This is a genomic window from Filomicrobium insigne (genome assembly GCF_900104305.1).
Taxonomy (GTDB): Bacteria; Pseudomonadota; Alphaproteobacteria; order Rhizobiales; family Hyphomicrobiaceae; genus Filomicrobium; species Filomicrobium insigne.
Window position 1 is genome coordinate 1 of record NZ_FNJC01000002.1, and the last position, 20,060, is coordinate 20,060.

General features: G+C 55.9%; 19 protein-coding genes and 3 tRNA genes. 13 read left to right on the forward strand and 9 right to left on the reverse strand.

The window, feature by feature from the left end:
• Positions 1 to 61 precede the first annotated feature (61 nt).
• Complete coding sequence (tuf, locus tag BLS30_RS06000) at positions 62 to 1,252, reverse strand: elongation factor Tu (protein WP_046476126.1); 1,191 nt, start codon at positions 1,250 to 1,252, stop codon at positions 62 to 64.
• A 266-nt stretch (positions 1,253 to 1,518) separates the two neighbouring features.
• Here tuf and BLS30_RS17965 point away from each other — a divergent pair, with 266 nt between their 5' ends.
• Together BLS30_RS17965 and BLS30_RS06010 are read left to right on the forward strand one after the other, a co-directional pair.
• On the forward strand, positions 1,519 to 1,704 hold the full coding sequence (locus BLS30_RS17965; protein WP_139165295.1) for a hypothetical protein: 186 nt from the start codon (positions 1,519 to 1,521) through the stop codon (positions 1,702 to 1,704).
• A 275-nt stretch (positions 1,705 to 1,979) separates the two neighbouring features.
• On the forward strand, positions 1,980 to 2,348 hold the full coding sequence (locus BLS30_RS06010; protein ID WP_052743618.1) for a response regulator: 369 nt from the start codon (positions 1,980 to 1,982) through the stop codon (positions 2,346 to 2,348).
• Positions 2,349 to 2,419: 71 nt separating this feature from the next.
• Here BLS30_RS06010 and BLS30_RS06015 read toward each other — a convergent pair.
• A tRNA-Gly gene (locus tag BLS30_RS06015) sits at positions 2,420 to 2,493 on the reverse strand.
• A 404-nt stretch (positions 2,494 to 2,897) separates the two neighbouring features.
• Between BLS30_RS06015 and BLS30_RS06020 the strand changes: the two genes are divergently transcribed.
• Positions 2,898 to 4,019, forward strand: a complete 1,122-nt coding sequence (locus BLS30_RS06020) for a baeRF11 domain-containing protein (RefSeq protein ID WP_090227474.1) — start codon at positions 2,898 to 2,900, stop codon at positions 4,017 to 4,019.
• Between the two features lie 158 nt (positions 4,020 to 4,177).
• On the opposite strand, the gene BLS30_RS06025 is transcribed toward BLS30_RS06020, so the two are convergent.
• Positions 4,178 to 4,262, reverse strand: a tRNA-Tyr gene (locus tag BLS30_RS06025).
• Positions 4,263 to 4,548: 286 nt separating this feature from the next.
• Here BLS30_RS06025 and rlmB point away from each other — a divergent pair.
• Positions 4,549 to 5,343: a 23S rRNA (guanosine(2251)-2'-O)-methyltransferase RlmB gene (rlmB, locus tag BLS30_RS06030; RefSeq protein WP_244512378.1), complete on the forward strand. Its 795-nt coding sequence runs from the start codon at positions 4,549 to 4,551 to the stop codon at positions 5,341 to 5,343.
• Between the two features lie 146 nt (positions 5,344 to 5,489).
• Here rlmB and BLS30_RS06035 read toward each other — a convergent pair whose 3' ends face one another.
• The gene (locus tag BLS30_RS06035) at positions 5,490 to 5,855 is read right to left on the reverse strand and encodes a hypothetical protein (protein ID WP_052743617.1); all 366 of its coding nucleotides are present in this window, start codon (positions 5,853 to 5,855) and stop codon (positions 5,490 to 5,492) included.
• 390 nt (positions 5,856 to 6,245) lie between these two features.
• Between BLS30_RS06035 and BLS30_RS06040 the strand changes: the two genes are divergently transcribed.
• The 3 genes from BLS30_RS06040 (at position 6,246) to BLS30_RS06050 (ending at position 7,372) form a co-directional block, all read left to right on the forward strand.
• Positions 6,246 to 6,321 (forward strand) — tRNA-Thr (locus BLS30_RS06040).
• Positions 6,322 to 6,451: 130 nt separating this feature from the next.
• Positions 6,452 to 7,024 carry a cysteine hydrolase family protein gene (locus tag BLS30_RS06045; protein WP_046476118.1) on the forward strand — a complete coding sequence of 191 codons (573 nt, stop codon included), beginning with the start codon at positions 6,452 to 6,454 and terminating at the stop codon, positions 7,022 to 7,024.
• 102 nt (positions 7,025 to 7,126) lie between these two features.
• Positions 7,127 to 7,372, forward strand: coding sequence for a hypothetical protein (locus BLS30_RS06050; protein WP_090227479.1), 246 nt, complete (start codon positions 7,127 to 7,129; stop codon positions 7,370 to 7,372).
• Positions 7,373 to 7,747: 375 nt separating this feature from the next.
• On the opposite strand, the gene BLS30_RS06055 is transcribed toward BLS30_RS06050, so the two are convergent.
• The 3 genes from BLS30_RS06055 to BLS30_RS06065 form a co-directional block, all read right to left on the reverse strand.
• Positions 7,748 to 8,374, reverse strand: coding sequence for a response regulator (locus tag BLS30_RS06055; protein ID WP_052743616.1), 627 nt, complete (start codon positions 8,372 to 8,374; stop codon positions 7,748 to 7,750).
• Positions 8,371 to 9,741, reverse strand: a complete 1,371-nt coding sequence (locus BLS30_RS06060; protein WP_046476108.1) for an ATP-binding protein — start codon at positions 9,739 to 9,741, stop codon at positions 8,371 to 8,373. The genes BLS30_RS06055 and BLS30_RS06060 overlap by 4 nt, the downstream gene beginning before the upstream one ends.
• A 111-nt stretch (positions 9,742 to 9,852) precedes the next feature.
• Positions 9,853 to 10,467 (reverse strand): response regulator transcription factor, encoded by a 615-nt coding sequence (locus tag BLS30_RS06065; protein ID WP_046479819.1) that lies wholly within the window; start codon positions 10,465 to 10,467, stop codon positions 9,853 to 9,855.
• A gap of 209 nt (positions 10,468 to 10,676) precedes the next feature.
• Here BLS30_RS06065 and BLS30_RS06070 point away from each other — a divergent pair, with 209 nt between their 5' ends.
• The 5 genes from BLS30_RS06070 to BLS30_RS06090 all read left to right on the forward strand — a co-directional run bounded on the left by BLS30_RS06070 (position 10,677) and on the right by BLS30_RS06090 (position 17,412).
• Positions 10,677 to 12,047, forward strand: coding sequence for a sensor histidine kinase (locus BLS30_RS06070; RefSeq protein ID WP_090227482.1), 1,371 nt, complete (start codon positions 10,677 to 10,679; stop codon positions 12,045 to 12,047).
• Between the two features lie 293 nt (positions 12,048 to 12,340).
• On the forward strand, positions 12,341 to 14,770 hold the full coding sequence (locus BLS30_RS06075; protein ID WP_244512379.1) for a TonB-dependent receptor family protein: 2,430 nt from the start codon (positions 12,341 to 12,343) through the stop codon (positions 14,768 to 14,770).
• Between the two features lie 235 nt (positions 14,771 to 15,005).
• A complete protein-coding gene (locus tag BLS30_RS06080) occupies positions 15,006 to 15,215 on the forward strand; it encodes a hypothetical protein (protein WP_046476101.1) in 210 nt (69 codons plus the stop codon).
• Between the two features lie 211 nt (positions 15,216 to 15,426).
• A complete protein-coding gene (locus BLS30_RS06085) occupies positions 15,427 to 15,945 on the forward strand; it encodes a tetratricopeptide repeat protein (RefSeq protein ID WP_052743614.1) in 519 nt (172 codons plus the stop codon).
• A 201-nt stretch (positions 15,946 to 16,146) separates the two neighbouring features.
• Positions 16,147 to 17,412 (forward strand): Glu/Leu/Phe/Val family dehydrogenase, encoded by a 1,266-nt coding sequence (locus BLS30_RS06090; RefSeq protein ID WP_046476096.1) that lies wholly within the window; start codon positions 16,147 to 16,149, stop codon positions 17,410 to 17,412.
• 49 nt (positions 17,413 to 17,461) lie between these two features.
• On the opposite strand, the gene BLS30_RS06095 is transcribed toward BLS30_RS06090, so the two are convergent.
• Complete coding sequence (locus tag BLS30_RS06095) at positions 17,462 to 18,031, reverse strand: NADPH-dependent FMN reductase (protein WP_046476091.1); 570 nt, start codon at positions 18,029 to 18,031, stop codon at positions 17,462 to 17,464.
• Positions 18,032 to 18,147: 116 nt separating this feature from the next.
• A complete protein-coding gene (locus tag BLS30_RS06100) occupies positions 18,148 to 19,443 on the reverse strand; it encodes a hemolysin family protein (RefSeq protein ID WP_090227486.1) in 1,296 nt (431 codons plus the stop codon).
• A 220-nt stretch (positions 19,444 to 19,663) separates the two neighbouring features.
• On the opposite strand from BLS30_RS06100, the gene BLS30_RS06105 reads away from it, so the two are divergent.
• Positions 19,664 to 20,011 carry an ArsR/SmtB family transcription factor gene (locus tag BLS30_RS06105; protein ID WP_046476084.1) on the forward strand — a complete coding sequence of 116 codons (348 nt, stop codon included), beginning with the start codon at positions 19,664 to 19,666 and terminating at the stop codon, positions 20,009 to 20,011.
• Positions 20,012 to 20,060: the final 49 nt, after the last annotated feature.

The following is a 20,060-nucleotide window of genomic DNA, read 5'->3' on the forward strand; positions in this document are numbered from 1 at the left end:
ACCCGGCCCACTGGCCCCATTTTGGCGGCCTGTTAAGGGGCCACCAAAACGGATGCGATCATTATTCGACGATCGCGGCAACAACACCCGCGCCGACCGTACGGCCGCCTTCACGGATCGCGAAGCGAAGCTTCTCTTCCATCGCGATCGGAGTGATCAGCTCAACGTCCATCGACACGTTGTCGCCAGGCATAACCATTTCCGTGCCTTCTGGAAGCGTGACGACACCCGTCACGTCCGTCGTACGGAAGTAAAACTGAGGACGATAGTTCGTGAAGAACGGCGTGTGACGGCCGCCTTCTTCCTTCGTCAGGATGTATGCCTCAGCCTTGAACTTCTTGTGTGGCTTGATCGAGCCCGGCTTGCAAAGAACCTGCCCGCGCTCAACGTCCTCACGACCGATACCACGAAGAAGAGCGCCAACGTTGTCGCCAGCCTCGCCCTGATCCAGAAGCTTCCGGAACATTTCAACGCCCGTGACAGTCGTCTTCGTCGTATCACGGATGCCGACGATCTCGACTTCCTCACCGACCTTAACAATGCCACGCTCAATACGGCCCGTAACAACCGTACCGCGGCCAGAAATCGAGAATACGTCTTCGATCGGCATCAGGAACGGCTGATCCTTCGGACGGTCCGGCGTCGGGATGTATTCATCAACCGTCTGCATCAGAGCCAGGATCGCGTCGTGGCCGAGCTTCGCATCACCGTCTTCCAGAGCAACCAGAGCCGAGCCCTTCGTGATCGGGATGTCGTCGCCAGGGAACTCGTAAGACGACAGAAGCTCGCGCACTTCCATCTCAACGAGCTCAAGAAGCTCTTCATCGTCGACCATGTCGCACTTGTTCAGGAACACGACAAGGGCAGGAACGCCGACCTGACGGGCCAGAAGGATGTGCTCGCGCGTCTGTGGCATCGGGCCGTCAGCAGCCGAAACGACCAGAATCGCGCCGTCCATCTGCGCCGCACCCGTGATCATGTTCTTCACGTAGTCCGCGTGACCTGGGCAATCAACGTGCGCGTAGTGACGGTTCGCCGTCTCATACTCAACGTGCGACGTCGAAATCGTGATGCCCCGAGCCTTCTCTTCCGGTGCACGGTCAATCTGGTCGTAAGCTGAAAACGTTGCCCCACCCGTCTCAGCCAATACCTTCGTGATCGCTGCCGTCAGAGACGTCTTTCCGTGGTCAACGTGACCGATCGTGCCGATGTTTACGTGCGGCTTCGTCCGCTCGAATTTCGCCTTGGCCATTGCTCGTCCTTGACAGTGTTTGACACCTTCTGGGTCACCGGGCCGCAAAGCCGCGTATCGGCACCCATACGCCTGAGCCCGATCCTCTAAGGGCTTGAGCCTTATTGTTCAAGGCCCAATCTTTGATCTGTGCCCCTGTTCGTCGAACATATTGGCCAACTTTCGCTGATGCGCTTCATCGCGACATTCCCGCCCCGTGCGGAACAGATCCCCCGTAGATGCGTTTGAATCACATTCCTTGAGCCAAAAAGCGAGAGGAGGATGAAATGTCACCTGAAATCAAAAATACCCACTTCCCTCGAGAAAATCGCAACAGCGTGCTCGACAGACCAGAAAATATCCAGGGAATTCCTGGGTCCCAGCATCCCCATCTTCCCGAGCAGGCGGAACATTGCCTGAGCGTCCTTCAGGGGCCGCAATGCATCCAAGGTGAAAAGCACGGTAAAAAGTAAAAAGGCTTTGACCTATGCAAGGGACCTCGACAGACAAACGCACATCCCAATCACCTGACGGGCCCAAAACCTATTCCGCCGAAAAGGCTCGTCAGGGCACTATTATTTTGCGCCATCGCTGGAGCCGATGGCTCTTCATTCTGGGGTTGGTCGCAGCCGTAGTTCTAGCGTTTTTCACAATTCCGCAAATGCCCTCCTGAATTTATCAGTGAAGAGATTGCTTTGCGCCATTCCGGCACCGCCATCTACGCGACCCCTCTCGAGAGTTTCGACCTATGAGCCGCTCCAACCTCGAAGGCTACTCAATCTTACTGGTGGAAGACGAGCCATTGATCGCGATGGATATTGCTGATGAGCTCGAAGGGCACGGCGCACGGGTTCACAACGTCCCCAGCGTTGACGAAGCTCTCACAATCCTGGCTTCCGCCGCTGTGTCCGCCGCCGTACTCGACTACCGCTTGGCCGATGGCACCGCCGATGAACTCTGCCAGCGACTTACCGATATGGGCATCCCGTTTGTCATATACAGTGGCTACACGGAGGTCGAAGGCGTTTGCGGCAAATGGGGTGTCATCCGCAAGCCTGCCGCTCCAAACGCGCTTGTCGGGATGGTCATCGCGCGCCTACAGATCTCGTCCAAGTAATAGAAATGGCCGGAGTATCGGCGATCCGCTCCGTCTCCGTTAAATGCAATACCGAATGTGTCAGATGAAATTGGAGCGGGTGAGGGGAATCGAACCCCCGTATTCAGCTTGGAAGGCTGCTGCTCTACCATTGAGCTACACCCGCACCCATGGCATCCGGGCTTTTTACCGATTTTTGACGGCAACGCAAACGGACATTTGCGGAACAGGCTAATCCGCCGCGCACAACCCGCAGCATCAGCTAGACTACAGAAGCGCTCGTAAAATGAACCGATAAAAACCCGCATTTTAGTTCAGGTAGCCCCTACCGTGCAGGACCGCACCGAAGCAACACACTGATAAGCTCCAACTAGAGATTTTTAACCAACCAAGTAGGAGGGACCGCGCGAACCTACAAGCAGCGCGCACAGTGTATCGCTTGACAGCAGCGCGAGGAACCCAAGCTGTCCGAGCAGATTACAGACGCATGTTACCGAGCAAAGCCACCAATCGGGGGCCTGCAATCCAATTTTAATTGCCCCGTTCATGGCATAACAGGAGCCATTATCGATGCTTTACGTAGATATCCCGACGCTCCCGGAACTCAAGGCGCTAATTTCCACCCGTGCGGATACGTGCGTCTCTATCTACGTATCCACCACACCACACACGCAGCAGGTTTCAGCCAGCCGGATAGCCTATGGCAATCTGGTCAAGACTGCGATGGAGCAGCTGGAAAGCATAGGATTTGATAAGCATCGCCGCCGCCGTCTCGAAGCGGAGCTTGCAGCGTTAACAGATGATGACGATTTTTGGAAACTGCAGGCCCATAGCTTAGCCGTCCTTGCCACCCCCGACAGCATCCGCACATTTAGATTGGCCACGGCGGTAACAGATACGACCCAAGTCGCAGATCGCTTCTATCTGAAGCCTCTCCTTCGAGCCATCGCCTTCCCTCAAACGGCATTCATTTTAACTTTGTCGGAAAATGCAGTCCGCTTGATCGAGATATTTGCGGACTTACCGCCATCCCCGGTACGCGTCCCCGAGCTGCCCAAAAGTGCCGCCGATGCAGTGGGGCGCGCATCCATAAATAACCTTGCGCAGAACACACGCATAGCCAACGCCGAAGGTCAAACCGTGTTGCTCCGACAATACGCGCGGAAAGTAGACGCTGCACTTCGTGGCGTTCTGGCGGGACGAGATACCCCCCTGATCCTTGCATCCACAGATCCGCTGGCCCCGATTTTCCGAAATCTGAACAGCTACCCGGCTCTATTGAGCGAGGGCATATCGGAAAGTCCAGACCGCCTCTCTGAAGCTGAACTCGCGAGCGCGGCACGCCCGATACTTGACCGTTACTACAAGGCGCAGATTGACGAAGCGCGCACATTGTTTGAGGCCCGCTCCAACGACCGCCGCGCAACGACCAACATTGGCGAGGTGGCACGCGCAGCCACCAACGGCGCGGTTGAATTTTTGATGGTGGATATCGATCACGTCGCGCCGGGAACAGTCAACGACACCGATGGCGCCGTGACATTCGCCACCAGCCCCGACGCCGCCAACTACGATATCGCGGACGAGATCGCCGGCAGAGCAATAATGACAGGCGCCCGGTTTCTCGGGGTCCGTCAGACAGACATTCCCGGCAACGCTCAGGTGGCTGCGATTCTGCGATATCCCATTTGAACAAGAACGAGGCCCTGCCAACCGCAAAGCGTTCGCGGCAATCCGAGAGTCTGATTTGATAGAGGTAAGGTTTGGCCTATGAGGGTTAAGCCATGCCACGGCCCGAAAGCGAGGCGGTCCGGCGTTAGCACACCGCCAAAAGGTGCGTGAGCCTGAAATGGTGGAGGGGGTTGGATTCGAACCAACGTAGGCGTAGCCAACGGATTTACAGTCCGTCCCCTTTAGCCACTCGGGCACCCCTCCACATCTCGCAACCTGACTAGGTCCTTTCGAACCGGTCAATGTTCATTTGACGCCACTTATATCATTGAGCCGAAGGCAAAAATCAACATCAGCCTGTCAAATGAAATCGCCCCGCGGATGGCCAGCGGGGCAACCCCTCGTTTATGCGAAAATGAACTCCGCATGTCAATTCCCAAATGCCTGCGGCGCAATGAGCGCCCCGCATCAACGCGGGTGCGGCCCGCCTCCGGCCATGGTATTTGCGTAGCTCCCGAACCGTCTCTCTAACCTCGGCTCCCTGATCATCGTGAGAAAATTTCCAAAACCTAACTCCAAGCGTCGCCCCGGCGCGCGCCCAGCGCACGCGCCGAAGGTCACACCAGACGACGTCACGCTGTTTGGCATCCATGCTGTTGAGGCCGCCCTTGCGAACCCGCAACGCCAGCTCATCAAACTGCTGGCGACAGAGAATGCAGCCCACCGTTTGGCAACAAGTATCCAGACCCGCGGGATCACGCCTGAAATCGTGACGCCCCGCCGTCTCGATCAGCTTCTTGGTGCCGATACGGTCCATCAGGGCATAGCCCTCACGACCGACTATCTGCCAGAGCCCGTGCTCGAAACGCTTTTAGAGAACGCCGCTGACGGACAACCCCTTATCATTCTTGATCAGGTCACCGACCCGCACAACGTCGGCGCGATCCTTCGCTCAGCCGCAGTATTTGGCTGCGCGGGGCTCATCATGACACGCCGCCACAGCCCACCGCTCAATGGCACGCTGGCGAAATCTGCCTCCGGCGCTTTGGAGCTGGTGCCTGTGCACCTGACACAAAATCTTGCACGCTTGCTAACCCAGCTGAAAGAAAACGGGATAACGGTCATCGGCCTCGATGGCGCAGCGCAAGAGGTGCTGGACGACGCAAGCCTTTCTGGCCCCCTTGCGATAATCCTCGGCGCAGAGGGCAAAGGGCTGCGCGCGTTAACGGCGGAAACCTGCGATCACCTTTATCGCATCGAGGCACCCGGAGCTCTGGCAAGCCTCAACGTTTCTAATGCCGCGGCTGTGGCCCTGCATTTGGTTGCCATGCGCCGACGCGGCTAAACAAAAGCACATTTCCCCAAACAGAAAAGGCGTCCGGACCCAAAACCCGAACGCCTCATTTTGATAGATCGCTTTCCGCACGGCGGCTCATATCGGAAGCCTTACGGTGCCGATATACCCTGGAAGCTACGCAGCGCGTTTTAAGCTCACCTCCAGCGGCGACGATCCCAGCCCCAACCGCGGTCACGGCGGTATGCGCGGCGATAATCGCGCGGATAACCCCACGAGCTATAATAGGGCGGAACCCGATACCAACGGCGGCGCTCGCGCATTTCATACGCTGGACGCCAATAACCAGCGTCGTAGTAGGGATAGTAGTTACGGGGGCGATAATAGTAGGAATAGGGGTCTACATAGATCCGATCCCTACGGTAACGCGGGCGCTCAAACCGGTCATCAACGATCGGCCGCTCATAACCGCCACGCCACTCGCCGCCAGCACTGGCCGGCGTGATATGACCCGCTGCCGCAAAGAGCGCAGCCAAGGCCAATGCAAAAACTCCGATACGCATCGTCTTACTCCAGGGTACGGACAATTTCTTCTAGCTCAGCAGGCAACATGACGCAAAACAGTAAAGTTACATCTAAGCAAAACGAGTTTATACGATTTAATCGCGCCACACTTGGTTTGCCGATCCCAAGTCGAGACCAGAGTTAACTCGTTAGTTCTTCGTCCGAATGGCACATGAGCCCTGGATAACCTCTCTGATCTCCGGCCACGCAGAGTTGCAGAGGCAGCAATCCCGCAGCCGGCGCAACAAATCGGCGCAAAACCTCCACATATTTAAAGCTGTACTTTGAAAATAGACCTCTGGTCCTGCCTCGCGCGAAGCGCTATAAGTCGCCGCGACATGACATGCCGCGGCGGCGACCTGATGTGCTATCGGGCCCAGCGGCAATCAGCCGGCTTAGCTCAGTTGGTAGAGCACCTGATTTGTAATCAGGGGGTCGGGGGTTCAAGTCCCTCAGCCGGCACCAGCAAGACCGCTAGGGTGTGACGGCGGGCTCAAATGCCGCCACGGAGCCTCACTAGGTCCCCTCCACCAACATTAGCCATCGCCGCTTAGTGCAACGAAACGTCAGCAAACTGCAGTAAGGAACACCGAAGATGGGAAAGCGCGCACTGGTCGTTGTCGATATTCAAAACGACTACTTCCCGAATGGTAAGTGGCCGCTCGTCGGGATCGAAGGCGCAGCCGACAACGCAGCCCGCGTCATCGAAGCAACACGCCGAACTGGAGATTTGCTCGTTCATATCCGCCACGAGTTCCCCATCCCCAATGCCCCCTTCTTCGAGGCAGGCTCGGAAGGTGCGCAAATTCACCCGAAGGCGCAGAACCAGGCCGGTGAGCCTCTGGTTCTCAAAAACAACGTCAACGCATTCCGGGAAACCGAACTCAAGGACCTCCTGGACCGCAACGGAATTGAGGACGTCCTCATCGTCGGCAATATGAGCCACATGTGCGTGGACGCCGCGACACGGGCAGCTTCGGACTTTGGCTACAACGTCACCGTGATCCACGACGCATGCGCAAGCCGTGACCTGGAATTCAACGGTGTTCAGGTTCCCGCGGCACAGGCTCACGCAGCCTTCATGGCCGCCCTCGCTTTCGCCTACGCCAAGGTGATATCGACCGAAGAATATCTCAACGCCGTCGCCAACGAGGCCCCCGCAGCTTAAGCTTCAATAGAAAGCTCAGGGCAATCGGTATCGAAGCGCATCTTCTAGGTGTTGGCTTCGATACCGCATCCTTTTGGCAGGATATAAAGCAAGAGCTGATCCGTGCCTCGAATACCTGCCACCAACAAACAGGCGCACCGCCTGGCTTTACCCGTCGGCGCTCTGATATCGTTTCTGGTCGTTATTTTCCTGATACGCGCCGCATACCAATATTTTGCGGAAGCTCCCACAGCGCATGGGCTCACCGATGCCGCCTATGTCGCTCTCCTGCGTCTCGGCTTCGTGGCCGCCGCAATCCTTTGCTATCCGCTCTTGCTCAGACTCCGCACCGCTCTCGGCAAACGCTGAAACGTGCCTCGCTACCGATGCGCGCGACGACGATGAACGAACATTGAGAGAAAACCGAAAACGAGGCGCACGCTGTTGAAGCGTGGAGACGCGCCTCGCCCCCTCGGCATCGAGGAAAACCTAAGCCGCACCCGCGGCGCAAATTCAAAAATTGGTACGTACTGAACGCACACATCCCCCGACTCGCGACACGAGGAAGCAGATCACGAGCCGGGGACGAACGCCTTGCGTGGCCCGACAAGTATCCTGAACACGAAACGGTTTTTCTATGGGAAGATCTCCCGAAAGCATCGGGCGTTTACTCCCAAACTTCCCGATGCTCCGGTGAAAAATGGATATACGCGCGGAAGAGCTGCCCGTTCGCGGACACCAAACCTACTTGCTCAAAAATTCAATCGACGTGCGAATGAGATCGGCTGTGCGCTCCAAGCCAAGCTTGCTCTTCATCATGCTGCACGAGTTGGCGATCGTCTTGTAGGAAACACCCAGCGCCTCCGCGATCTCCGTCATACTCTTGCCTTCACCTAGCAGACGCAGGATCTCAACTTCCCGGGTCGTGAGCTGCTGGAGAGGGTCATCGCCGGAGTACTGAGCAATGGCCAACTGCGACGCCAGCTCTCGCTCGATATAATGGCCGCCTTCCGAGACCTTCTTGATCGCCGCAAGCAATTCATCAGCCGCAGCGCTCTTACTAACATAGCCTTTGGCGCCAAGCCGTAGGGCACGCGCTGCATAAATCGGCTCCGCATGCATACTGAAAACGATCACCCGAGCCTTAGGGTCTCTCAGAAGTAGTCTGCGAAGCAGCTCAAGTCCGCCAATGCCCTTCATATTGAGATCGAGCAAGATAAGATCCGGTGGGTCCTTTCCGACGAGCGCCAGGGCCTCAGCGCCAGAACTCGCCTCGGTCAAAATAGCTTCGCGCGCACCTGAAATCAGTCGGCGAACACCTTCCCGCACGACAATATGGTCATCAACGAGTAGGACCTTTAAGGGCTTCATGATGCGCTGTTCTCCAGGGCTTCGGGCGATAGCGATATTGCGCTCGTCTCATCCTCAATCGGGAACCAGGCCGACACGCTGACGCCCGAACCATCTGTCCGATTACTGACTTCCAGTTTGCCGTTGTGATGCGAGACCCGCTCCTTCATACCCAGGATTCCAAACCCATTTGACCCTGTCGAGTAATCTGGCAATCCACGGCCATCATCGGACACCAGGACGCGTACACCATGCCCCTCGTCCACGACGCTAATTTCCACGCGGCTCGGCTTTCCGTGACGGATCGCATTACTCAAAGACTCCTGCACGACCCGGTATATTGTCCCGTCGAGTTGCTCGCCGAAACTCGTATCCTCGATTTCAAGCTCAAGAACGATATCGGGGTGACGCCCGCGCCAGAAGTTGAGCAAGTGATCCAAGGCATGCGCCAACCCCAGATCCAATAGAAAAGCTGGTCTCAAGCGCGCAAGCATACTCTTCACATGCCCCTGCATATGGCCAACCGCCTCGCGCATACTTTGAACGCGCACGGGAATATCCTCATAACGCTGCTCATCGAGAAGAGTACCGATGGATGCTGCATCCACATCAACCGCGAATAGGAACGGTCCTATCTCGTCGTGCAGATCTCTCGCAACATCCGCGCGTTCTTCCTCCTGCACGCTCAAGAGCTGATCCTGTAGCCGGCGATTGACCGCTTCAGCCTCTGACAGTCGTTCGACCATCTGATTGAAGCCGCGGTAAACCTGCACGAATTCAACGGGCCCCCGCTCGTCCAATCGTTCAACCTTGGACTGGCTCCCAATGCGCTTAAGTGCGTCGGCCATTCGGCCCAACGGCCGCAACGCTCGCCCTACGATGAGGGAAATAAGAGTGACGATGCTCCCACATAAGACAAAAATGATCCAAAGCGTGTTGGCGGTATCTTCCCAAACTTCACCGACTTCGTTGCGCGGATCCGTTTCCAGAACCAACGTCCCATGACCGTCGAATGCCGACGGCAAACTCACAGTCACCGCCCGTGGTTTTCCAGCCAGCAAATTAAAAAACCATTCCGGAGGCGGATCATCTGAAACCGCCACCTCAGAGGCCATGAGCAGCTTACCCAGACTGTCCCACACGCTGGCCCGAACGTGACGATCGCCATCGAAATCCGCAACAAGCAACGCGAGCCGTCTTTGCGGATTAGTGATTTCCTCGACATCGTCGACAGCGTTTGTGGCAATCCGCGCGCCGACTGCCAGAGCCGCACGCGTCTCCGTTTCAATCTTATCGACAGCATGCAGATAGAGCATGACACTAGCGAGCAGGAAGGTCACGACGACCGCAAGCGCAATCGAAATAATAAGTTCCAGTTTCAGCGACATACGGCCATACTCCTACTCACGGAGTCACGTTCCGTTGGGGCTTAAGAGCAGCGCAACTGAAATCCCCAGCCAACGTTGACGTCACCTAGGCAAACGATCCGCAGTGAGAGATCAAATGATCTTCTGCTCGACGGCGATGCGCACAAGCTCCATCGACGTCCGCGCATTGAGCTTTTCGCGTAGAGCCGCGCAATCGTTCGTAACGGTTTTATAGGAGACCGCCGTCGCCTCTGCGATCTCAGACATGCTGCGACCCTTGGCCAGCAATCGCAACACATCCAGCTCGCGTTCCGATATATCCAGCATTTCCCCTTTGCCCACACTAACCAGAGCCAACTTCTGGGCAACATCATCGGGCAGCCAAATCTCACCGCGCACAATGGTCCGGATAGCCTTCGCCATCAGTGAGGGGTCGTCGTTCTTACTAAAGAAGCCCTTGGCGCCCATCTCAACAGCTTTAGCCGCCAGGATGGGCGCATCACTCATGGTGAAGATAAGGATTTTGGCCGAGGCATCCATTTCCTTGATCTGGCGGGAGACGTCGAATCCAGATCGATCCGGCAAATTGATATCGATAACGACACAATCCGGATTCTCGCGAGAGAACACGGCAAGACCGTCCGCGCCACTCCGGGCATCGACGATCTCGATATCTCCCTCAACCGACAACGAAGCCCTGAAGCCCGCGATGACGATCGGGTGATCTTCAATAATAAGAACCTTCACGGTATTTGCACCTCGATGAAAACAACCCAGCATGCAGAGCGGGCGAAAGGCATGATACCCGTACACGGCTTCCATCGTGTCCAGTGCTTTTGCCCCGAATGCTGTCAGTTCAATTCCTTGGTGCCACGCAAATGCCCTCCTAACGTCAACTCGGCAAGCCGCGCAAGTGCTTTCTCACCAACCCATTAACGATCACGAGACCATAGACGATGTCGATCCAGATCCGCCTGAACGCTGTCATCGCGGCCCTCCTGATCTTCTGCCTCGCGGGATTGGTTGTCACCAAACTGATCCAGGCGCGCCCCCGAATTCTCACTGAAACCACGAACATGCTGTCCTTCACCAAGGACTATATCGAGACCGCCCGCACCGGCATTCTGGCATCGCCCGACCCCAGCACACGCATGCGCGAACTTGCCACCCGGTTAGAGGACGCACGCCACATCGAAGTGGCGCTTCTCCCGCCAGGAGAAGCAAAAATAAACGTACCCCAGACACCGCAACCTACGACACTGCAATGGCTGGAAAGCCTGACCATCGGCGACGTCGATCCTCAAATGATCGCGATCCCATTTAAACGTGGGATGGAAGATTTTGGCAGCATCGCAATTGCCACCAGCCCATTTAACAAACTGCGCGAACTCAGCGTGGCAATCGAGGACATTATCGTAACCGGCCTGCTGCTGGCTCTCGCAGCTTTTGGCCTGACCAGTTGGGTGATCTGGCGGGCGCTCCGTCCCGTTCACGAACTGTGCGACGCTATCGCCTTGATGGAGGCCGGCCACTATGACATTGACCTAACCGTCTCTGGGACCCCGGAAATCACCGCCATATCGCGCAGTGTCGAGAGCTTGGCTTCCGCCCTCCGGAAGGCGCAACGCGAAAACGCAAACCTCTCCATAAGACTAATCCAGTTGCAGGATGACGAACGGCGCGCGATTGCACGCGAATTACACGATGAACTCGGCCCCCATCTCTACGCAGCGCGCGTGCGCGGTACGGCGATGAAATCCGAACTGGCCAAAGCAGAACCCGACATATCGTCCACCGCACAGATGGCCGAAAAATTATTGGAAGAAATAAATACGCTCCAGCTTGTAAATCGCCGCGTGTTGCATCAACTAGCCCCGGCTGCACTACGCGAACTCGGCTTGACTGAAGCCCTCCAGGATTTGGCTGACCGCTGGCGCGAAGAACACTCCACAATCAATCTTACGCTATCTGTCGGATTGCCTACCGATATCTCGCTCGACGAAACGACGGAGCTGACCATCTACCGCATCGTGCAAGAGTGTCTGACAAATGCCTATCGTCATGCGCATGCTAGCAATATCGCCGTGGAAATCATGACAGAACCGTTTGGAAACAACGGACCTGCTCAATTGAAATCGGAAAAGGTAATCCGTGCCACGGTTATCGACGATGGCAAAGGCATGAGCAACGAAATCGATTTCGGCTACGGGCTTCGAGGAATGCAAGAACGGATCACCGCATTGGGCGGGAAAATTATAATTGGAAAATCCTCCATCGGGGGCACTGAACTTTTAGCGATTCTTCCGCTCCCGAATTCCCTGGGATAAACAGGCAATACGCACCAGCTTACAAAGCTAATCCGCGTCAGATTCTCCCAAAAAACGTGTTACCACTGCTGTGTTGCAAATGAAGCACAGCTTAAATCGCCCGTCACTCGGGCGTTTGGGAACTTTTGCCAACACGCGTTGCAATCGTTGGAATTTAACTCCCCCGCATAATCGGCTCCGACTGATCACTGTTTGGCACCGTCAATTGCCTGACGCGCCTGGAAACGCCGCCGAAGCAGCGCGAGACAATCGCCCAGGTGATGCGAAAGCAAATAAGCTTTTGGGGGAGGAGTATGAAGAATAGTAATGTTGGGATAATCGGACTTTCATTGGTCCTGATGTCCACTCCGGCGCTCGCACAACAAGGCGAACCGGCCGCCGGAGCACCGACGGCGGCCGATATTCCGCCAGTAGATGTTATTCAGGTCCAGCCGAAAGCTGCACCCAAAGCGCAACCGAAGGCCGCCGCGAAAAAGCAGGCGCCGCAACAAATCGTTTCACCCGAACCTGTTCCGTATCAGCCCGAAGTTGTCGATGCCCCTGTTGGTCACATTGATCCTGCAACGGGACGCCAGATCAGCAACGCGCCAACTTTAAACCCGATTGATCCGGCCTCAGGCATCTTGCCCGCTGATTTGCTTGACTACATTGGCGCCGCCAGCCGTGTGACGTCTGCTCAAATCGACGAACAGCGTCCGAAGGACAATCACGAAATTCTGGCGCGGGTACCCGGCGTCATGGTCGTGAACGATGATGGCATGTCACGGCATTCCAATATTGGTGTACGCGGCTCTCCGGTACGCCGCTCTCGTAAAGTTCTAATCCTTGAAGACGGGCAGTCGATCAATTTCAGCTCGTACCTCGATCCCTCAACCCACTACACACCCCCAACAGACCGCATCGAAGCCGTTGAGGTCGTACGCGGGTACAATATTCCGTTCGCGCCTTTAACGAACCACGGCATTATCAACTTCCAGAACCTCAGCCCGTTCGGCCCAGAAGAGACTGTTATATCGGCGTCGATCGGTACCACGGATGGCGTGAAACGGGATTGGAACAACACGCGGCACGTCCACACACGTCAACATGCCGGGAATGTCGGCGCAGTCTTTTCGTATTCCGGCTCTGAAGCCGGCGGCGCTTGGGACAACGAAGTCCTCCGCTACAACGACTTTTACGGCGCCCTCGGTTGGAAAGGTATCAACCAGGATCTCACAGTTTCAGGCGTCTATTTCCGCCAGCGCGATAACTACGACGAAGACAATTTCGAAGGCGACGACAGCCTGGGCATCTCGGCCGAACAACAGTTCTTCAATAACGGCCGCTGGAAATCAGGAAATCCGCTGATCGCGGATGGTCTGACCGACTTGAACACCTACAATGCCGACTATTTCCGCCTGCAAGTCGCACACAATTGGTACGTCGACTCCAACACCACCGTGTCGACGCGCATCTACGGCAGCGACCACGAGCGGAACCGCTTTTCAGTGCGCGACCCTGCACCAAACTTCCACATGCGCGGTCGCAACCGAAAGTACACGATCTACGGTGCCGACAGCCGCGTGGAATTCGCCAACCTGCCGCTATTTGGCGACCGGACGCAAGATGTCCAAGCCGGTATCAGCTACGAACATCATTCCTTCCGGAACTGCACAAGCTTCGGAAAGCTCAATGAAGTTTTGGACAGCGGAAACACCGGCAATTGTTTTGCCGAAGACGGTGTGAATGGCTACGTCGATGACGGCGCCCTGGAGAAATTTGAGACAGGTGCCTTCACTGCATTCCTCCAGTCATCAATGCACTTGACCAAGACGTTCTCCGTCACGCCCGGCGTCCGCTTTGTATCTTATGACGTCAAGCGGAACGGTGTTTACGCCGGCCCTAATCCTATCCATGTAGGAGATGTGCCTTATCCAGCGGACACAGAAGCCGGTGAACTCGTCGGCAAAGAAGAATCATCCTTCAATCACGTTCTACCCGGCGTCGCTCTGTCATGGCGCGGCATTTACAATACCAACGTCTACGGCAGCTACCATCGCGGCTTCACGCCTTCCGTAGCACGCGGTGAATTTTTCCCGCTGCCGGAAGAAGTCGGCGACAACTTCCAGGTTGGCGTTCGCACAACAGCGTTCAAAGGGCTTACGCTGGATCTCGCCTACTTCTTCAGCCGCATTGACGATTACCAGATCAAAGAGGCCTTCACGGCACCATCTGGCGCCAACATCTTCGGCACAGTCGACCAAGCTGAAATCAACGGCTTCGAGATCTACTCACGACTCGATAGCCAGCCATATATTGGTGGACGTTTGAACTTCTTTGGCGAGGCCACATACACCTTCGCCGACTCGGTCATCACTGAGAGCAACGTCCCCGCCGAAGTCGGCAAATACCTGCCGGAAGTCCCACGTCACTTTGCAAATCTCACACTCGGTGTGGAGCAACGCGGCCTTTGGGACGCCAGCGTATCGTGGACGTATCGGGGTGACTTCTACACCGACACAATCAACACCCCCTACGGTGGTGACGATGAAGGTGGACAGGGTCTTGTCCCCGACGTTTGGCTGCTCTCGGCACGTGCGAACTACACTGTGCCCGGTACGAACACGACGCTTTTCGTCTCCGGACAGAATCTGACGAACGAGTTCTACATCGCCGACAGAGCAGATGGCATGAAACCCGGCATAGGCCGAACCCTGTGGGCTGGCTTTAAGCAGAAGTTCTGATTGAGTAACGTCTTCAGCACGTAGATCAATCTGGGCCGCCTCTCCCCGTCTCGGAGGCGGCCCTTTTTATTGCCCGCTAGAACCTTTGCGAAAGCGAGCCTTCACCATGCTGAGCAAGACAGTTACGTTGTCCGTACAGGAGCGCCACAAGACACAATTTTCTCGCTATAATGACTAAGCAAGCACAAGTTTGCGCAAAGCCTTTACGGGCCTCGCTCAGCTCAAGAGAAATCGAATGCTCAATTGGCTAATTCGTATCGTGATGGGGATTTCCGGAGTCATTGCCGGCTGGTTCGTCGCACAGGATTCAGCCAACTTTGGCGTCGTTCAGATGGCGATATCGCTACTGCTTGTCATCGGCTGTGTCCTGCTCGCCGTCTTCTGGCCGAATATCATCGCCGTATTCAAGAGCAGCACCGAACCCGACGACTCGCCCAATCGCTGACGGCAAAATAATGCATGCTCAGCATTGCAGCATATGAAGCTTTGCACGATCTTTCGCGACCGCCCCCTTGCAGCGCCGCAATAAGCCCCCTCATATTAAGAAATGTAAGCCGACCGGGCAGCAGCTTGCTCTGGCGCAAAGTTTGCTTGATCAGTTGCTATACTGAAGGCTTGCGGCGAACGCGCTTCGCGCACAACTCACGAGGTCGAGCATGGCCATTGCCGCAATACTCGCCACGATCCTCACCGCCGCTTTGACAGCGTTTAATGCCGCTGCCGCCGACCCGCTCGCCGAGTGTAATGATAGTCCGAACCCCGCAACGCAGATCCGCGGCTGCACGCAATACATAAACGAAGGCAAACCCGACAAACACAATCTCTCGATCGCTTACGTCAATCGCGCCATTGCTTACAGCATGCTAGGCAAGAATGGCGAGGCGCTGAAAGACTTTTCGTCTGCCATCGAGGTCGATCCAAACAATCCACTTGCCTACTACAACCGTGGCAACCTTTACCTCGATACAGGACATCATGATCTCGCGATTAACGACTTCACATGCGCTCTGGCAATTGATCCCATGTTCTCCCTCGCATATTACAATCGAGGTTTAGCGTACGAGCGCCTGCAAAAGCTGCATGAAGCCAAGGCGGATTTCGCGCAGGTGCTCGCTCTGGATCCCTCACACGCCGATGCCAAGGAGCACCTTGATAGGCTTCGCCTAATAAACTAGTGGTCTTCTCGGATAAGCACGAACATTTCCGCCGAGAATCAAAGCTTAGACGAGCGTGATCTCGGCTGGCGATTCGCCGCAGAGCCTCTAGCATTTTGTTGAATGACGCTGATCGGCATGCCAAAAGATTGGGCATTTGTTCATCAATGTGGCATTGCCACCGATCTAACGACCTTCCTCAACACGCATTAAGGAAACAAGATGTCCGTCGATAATCTTCTCGACCGCGCGCTCGTACGCTTGGACGAAGCCGCCAGCCACCTCAAAATCGACCCGGACGTCATCGAACTTCTGAAATACCCGCGCGAAACAACAAAGGCGCGCTTGATGATCCGTATGGATGACGGATCGCGGAAATCGTTTCTGGCGTGGCGCTGTCGCTATGACGACACTCGCGGCCCGACAAAAGGTGGGATCCGTTTCCATCCTGATGCAAACGCAGACGAAGCAGAAACTCTCGCGTTCTGGATGACATTCAAATGCGCGGTAATGAACCTGCCTTATGGTGGCGGCAAAGGCGCCGTCCAAGTTGATCCGCGCAAACTTTCGAAGGCGGAACTCGAGCGTCTTTCGCGCGCCTACATCCGGGCATTCGGCCGCATCATCGGGCCAAATAGGGATATCCCGGCCCCAGACGTCTATACCAACTCCATGATCATGGGGTGGATGGCAGATGAATACGCACACATTGTTGGCGAAGCCGTTCCCGACGTTATTACCGGAAAGCCAGTGACCCTAGGAGGCTCTCTCGGCCGCGACGACGCGACTGCGCGCGGCGGATACTATCTTATCCGTCACCTCGCCCCAGAACTGGGACTGAACGGCACCATGAGAGTCGCCGTGCAAGGTTTCGGAAATGCTGGCCAGCATATCGCCTCTCTCCTAGCTGCCGACGGCCACAAGATTGTAGCCGTTTCCGACTCTGGCGGAGCAATCAAGGCATCCGACGGGCTCAATCTGGACGTCCTTCGAGAAGCGAAGGCAGCCGGAAAATCCGTAACCGATACCGCCGGGGACTTTGGTCATGTCCGCTGCGAAGACGACGAAGTCATCGGAGCACCTTGCGATTTGCTCGTGCCCGCCGCACTCGAAGACATGATCCATGAAAAGAACGCATCAAGCGTCAACGCCCGCGTCATCCTTGAACTCGCAAACGGCCCAATAACATCCGAGGCAGACAAACTCCTCGCCGCCAAGAACGTTATCGTCCTGCCGGACATTCTCGCGAACGCAGGCGGTGTCACCGTCTCGTATTTTGAGTGGGTCCAGAACCGCCAGGGCTTCTACTGGTCGCTGGTTGAGATTCACGAACGCCTCCGGGCCATTATGGAACGCGAAGGCCGGGAAATCTGGAATGTGGCGCAGCAAAATAAATCAACGGTACGCGCTGCGGCCTACATCCAGGCTCTAAAACGTTTGGCCGAAGCTATCGAGGCCCACGGCACTCAAACCTATTTTGCAAGCTGACGATGATGAAAAGCGGGCCCAGCCCGCTTTTTTTGTCAAGCATTCACGCTCACCCTCCGCGAGCACGCTTCAACAATTGCGCCCACCATAAGAGCTGATCAAGCATCTCCTTGGCCCCGCTCTGCAGGAACTCAAAGCTCCCCAGAGACTTGCCCTCTTTCGTAACGGCCGAATAAACCGTCCACTGAATATGGACAGCGTTTCGGATCGGCACCATCTGCAGCTCGATCGAGACTAAGCGCAACTGTTCGACGGCGCGCGCACCACCCACGCCCCCATACGCAACAAATCCGACAGGCTTCTTTGCCCATTCATTGAACGCATAATCAAATGCGTTCTTCACCGCGCCAGTAGGCCCGTGATTATATTCTGCCGTGACAACAACAAAGCCATCGCACTCAGCAAGCCTCCTTTGCCATCGCAGCGCGACTTCATTTTTCGATGGTTCATATGCGGGCGAACTCGCTTCATCAAAGAACGGCATTGGATAGTCGCGCAGATCCAAAATTTCGACGTCCATATCACCGCGACCAGAGGCCACTTCTTCGATCCATTTTGCCGGATGGTCAGCAAAACGGCCCGGACGCGTACTGCTGATAATGATGCCGATCCTAACCATGACCGCTGCCTCTGGGTGTGAACTGGCCTATGCTCAAACGCAGCGTTGTTTGAAATCCGCTGCCGCAAAACCAACGCAACCACATCGTCAGCGTTCCACCGATAAGAGCGGAGGTTTTAGGTCACCGCCCTGCGTCCGAGGCGCGGCCGATCGACAAGCACCTTATCAATACGGCGACCATCCATGTCGACGATCTCAAATCGCCAGCCCAAAATATCTGCGCTTTCCCCGACCGTTGGCAGGTGTCGCATGCTGGCAAGAACAAAACCGGCAACGGTCTGATAATCTCGCTTTTCAGGAAGCCGGATGTCGAGGATCTCGGCCATTTCGTCGGCAGGCATCGCTCCCGATAAAAGCCATGAACCATCTTCCCGCGCGACAGATGCGGGTTCGCCTTCCTCCTCGCTACGGAAAACGCCCGCTATCGCCTCGAGTATGTCAGCAGGAGTCGCAAGCCCTTCGAAGTTTCCATACTCGTCGTGAATAAGGACCATCGGCACTTCGCCGTCTCGCAACGTGGCAAGTGCATCAAGTGCGCTGGTCGTCTCGGGAATGACAGGCGCTCTACGGAGCAGGGCTTTCAAATTCAACGGTTCTTGTTCGAGCATCGCCGCCAGAAGCTCTCGCGTCTGCACAACACCAATGGTCGCGTCGATAGATCCTTCACCCACCGGAAGCCTGGAATGTTTCGTTGCTAAAACGTCGGCTTTGACCTCCTCGACATCGTCCGTGATATCGATCCAGTCCACATCGGTCCGAGGCGTCATGATCCCGACGACATTTCGGTCGGCCAAACGAAGCACGCCGGAGATCATCTGCCGTTCGCCGGTTTCAAGAACGCCTGCACTTTCTGCTTCCGCGATCAATAGCTTGATCTCGTCTTCAGTCACCTGCCTTGCAGTATCCGTGTGTGCGCCAAACAAGCGAAACACAACCTGCGTAGAGGCGCCCAATACCCACACCACCGGCGCCGCAAAACGAGACAGCGCAGTCATGCTAGGCGCCACAATGCAAGCGATACCTTCGGGATTGCGCAAGGCAAGGTTCTTGGGAACGAGCTCACCGATGACGATTGAAAGATAGGTGACGATGACAACCACAGCCCCAAAGCCGATCAATTCGGCAAGCCTGTGTGAGAAGCCCATCTCCAACAGATCGCGCGCGAGACTGCTCCCAAGCGTCGCGCCAGAGAAAACACCATTCAAAATGCCGATGAGCGTAATCCCGATCTGAACGGTCGAAAGAAATCGTCCAGGCTCTGAAGCGAGAGCTAACGCGCTTTTAGCCCCGCTGCGTCCCTGTTCCGCCAAAGACGCGAGGCGCGCCCGGCGGGCCGATACGACCGCCAACTCAGATAACGCAAACAAGCCATTAATCAGAATAAGCCCGACGACAACGATGATTTCAGTCACAAGCAAATTCCTGAATTAGCCGCTGGCAAAACCGGACTTGCACCTATGGAAATACCGGCTTTCCAACAGCACATAGCACGACATCGCATATCTGCCCGCGCAATCCCTCTCCGCTAAAGAGGCGGACCACTGCGAACACGCGTTAGCAGACGCATTTGACACCATTCCTAAACCGCGTTACCGAACCAATAGGTTACTTAACCAAAGAGTTAAAATGAGAATGGATACCGACGAACTTAGCGCAACTTTTGCCGCGCTCTCAGACCCCACCCGCCGCGCCATCCTCGCGCGCCTTGCAATGGGCGAAACCTCAGTAAGCGAACTCGCTGAACCTTTCGACATGAGCCTACCAGCCGTCTCGAAGCACCTAAAGGTTCTGGAGCGTGCCGGATTGATCGCTCGAAGCCGCAAAGCCCAATCTCGTCCCTGCCGGATTGAACCAAACGCACTCAAAGAAATCGATGAATGGCTGAATCTCTATCGAGGTTTTTGGGAACAAAGCCTCGATTGCCTCGACACCTATTTAAAAGAGTTGCAAGCAGCAGAAAAACCGCGTGACGAAGCATAGGCCCACAGGAAAACGCATCGTTAGCTTCATATGTTGCAGCCACTTCACT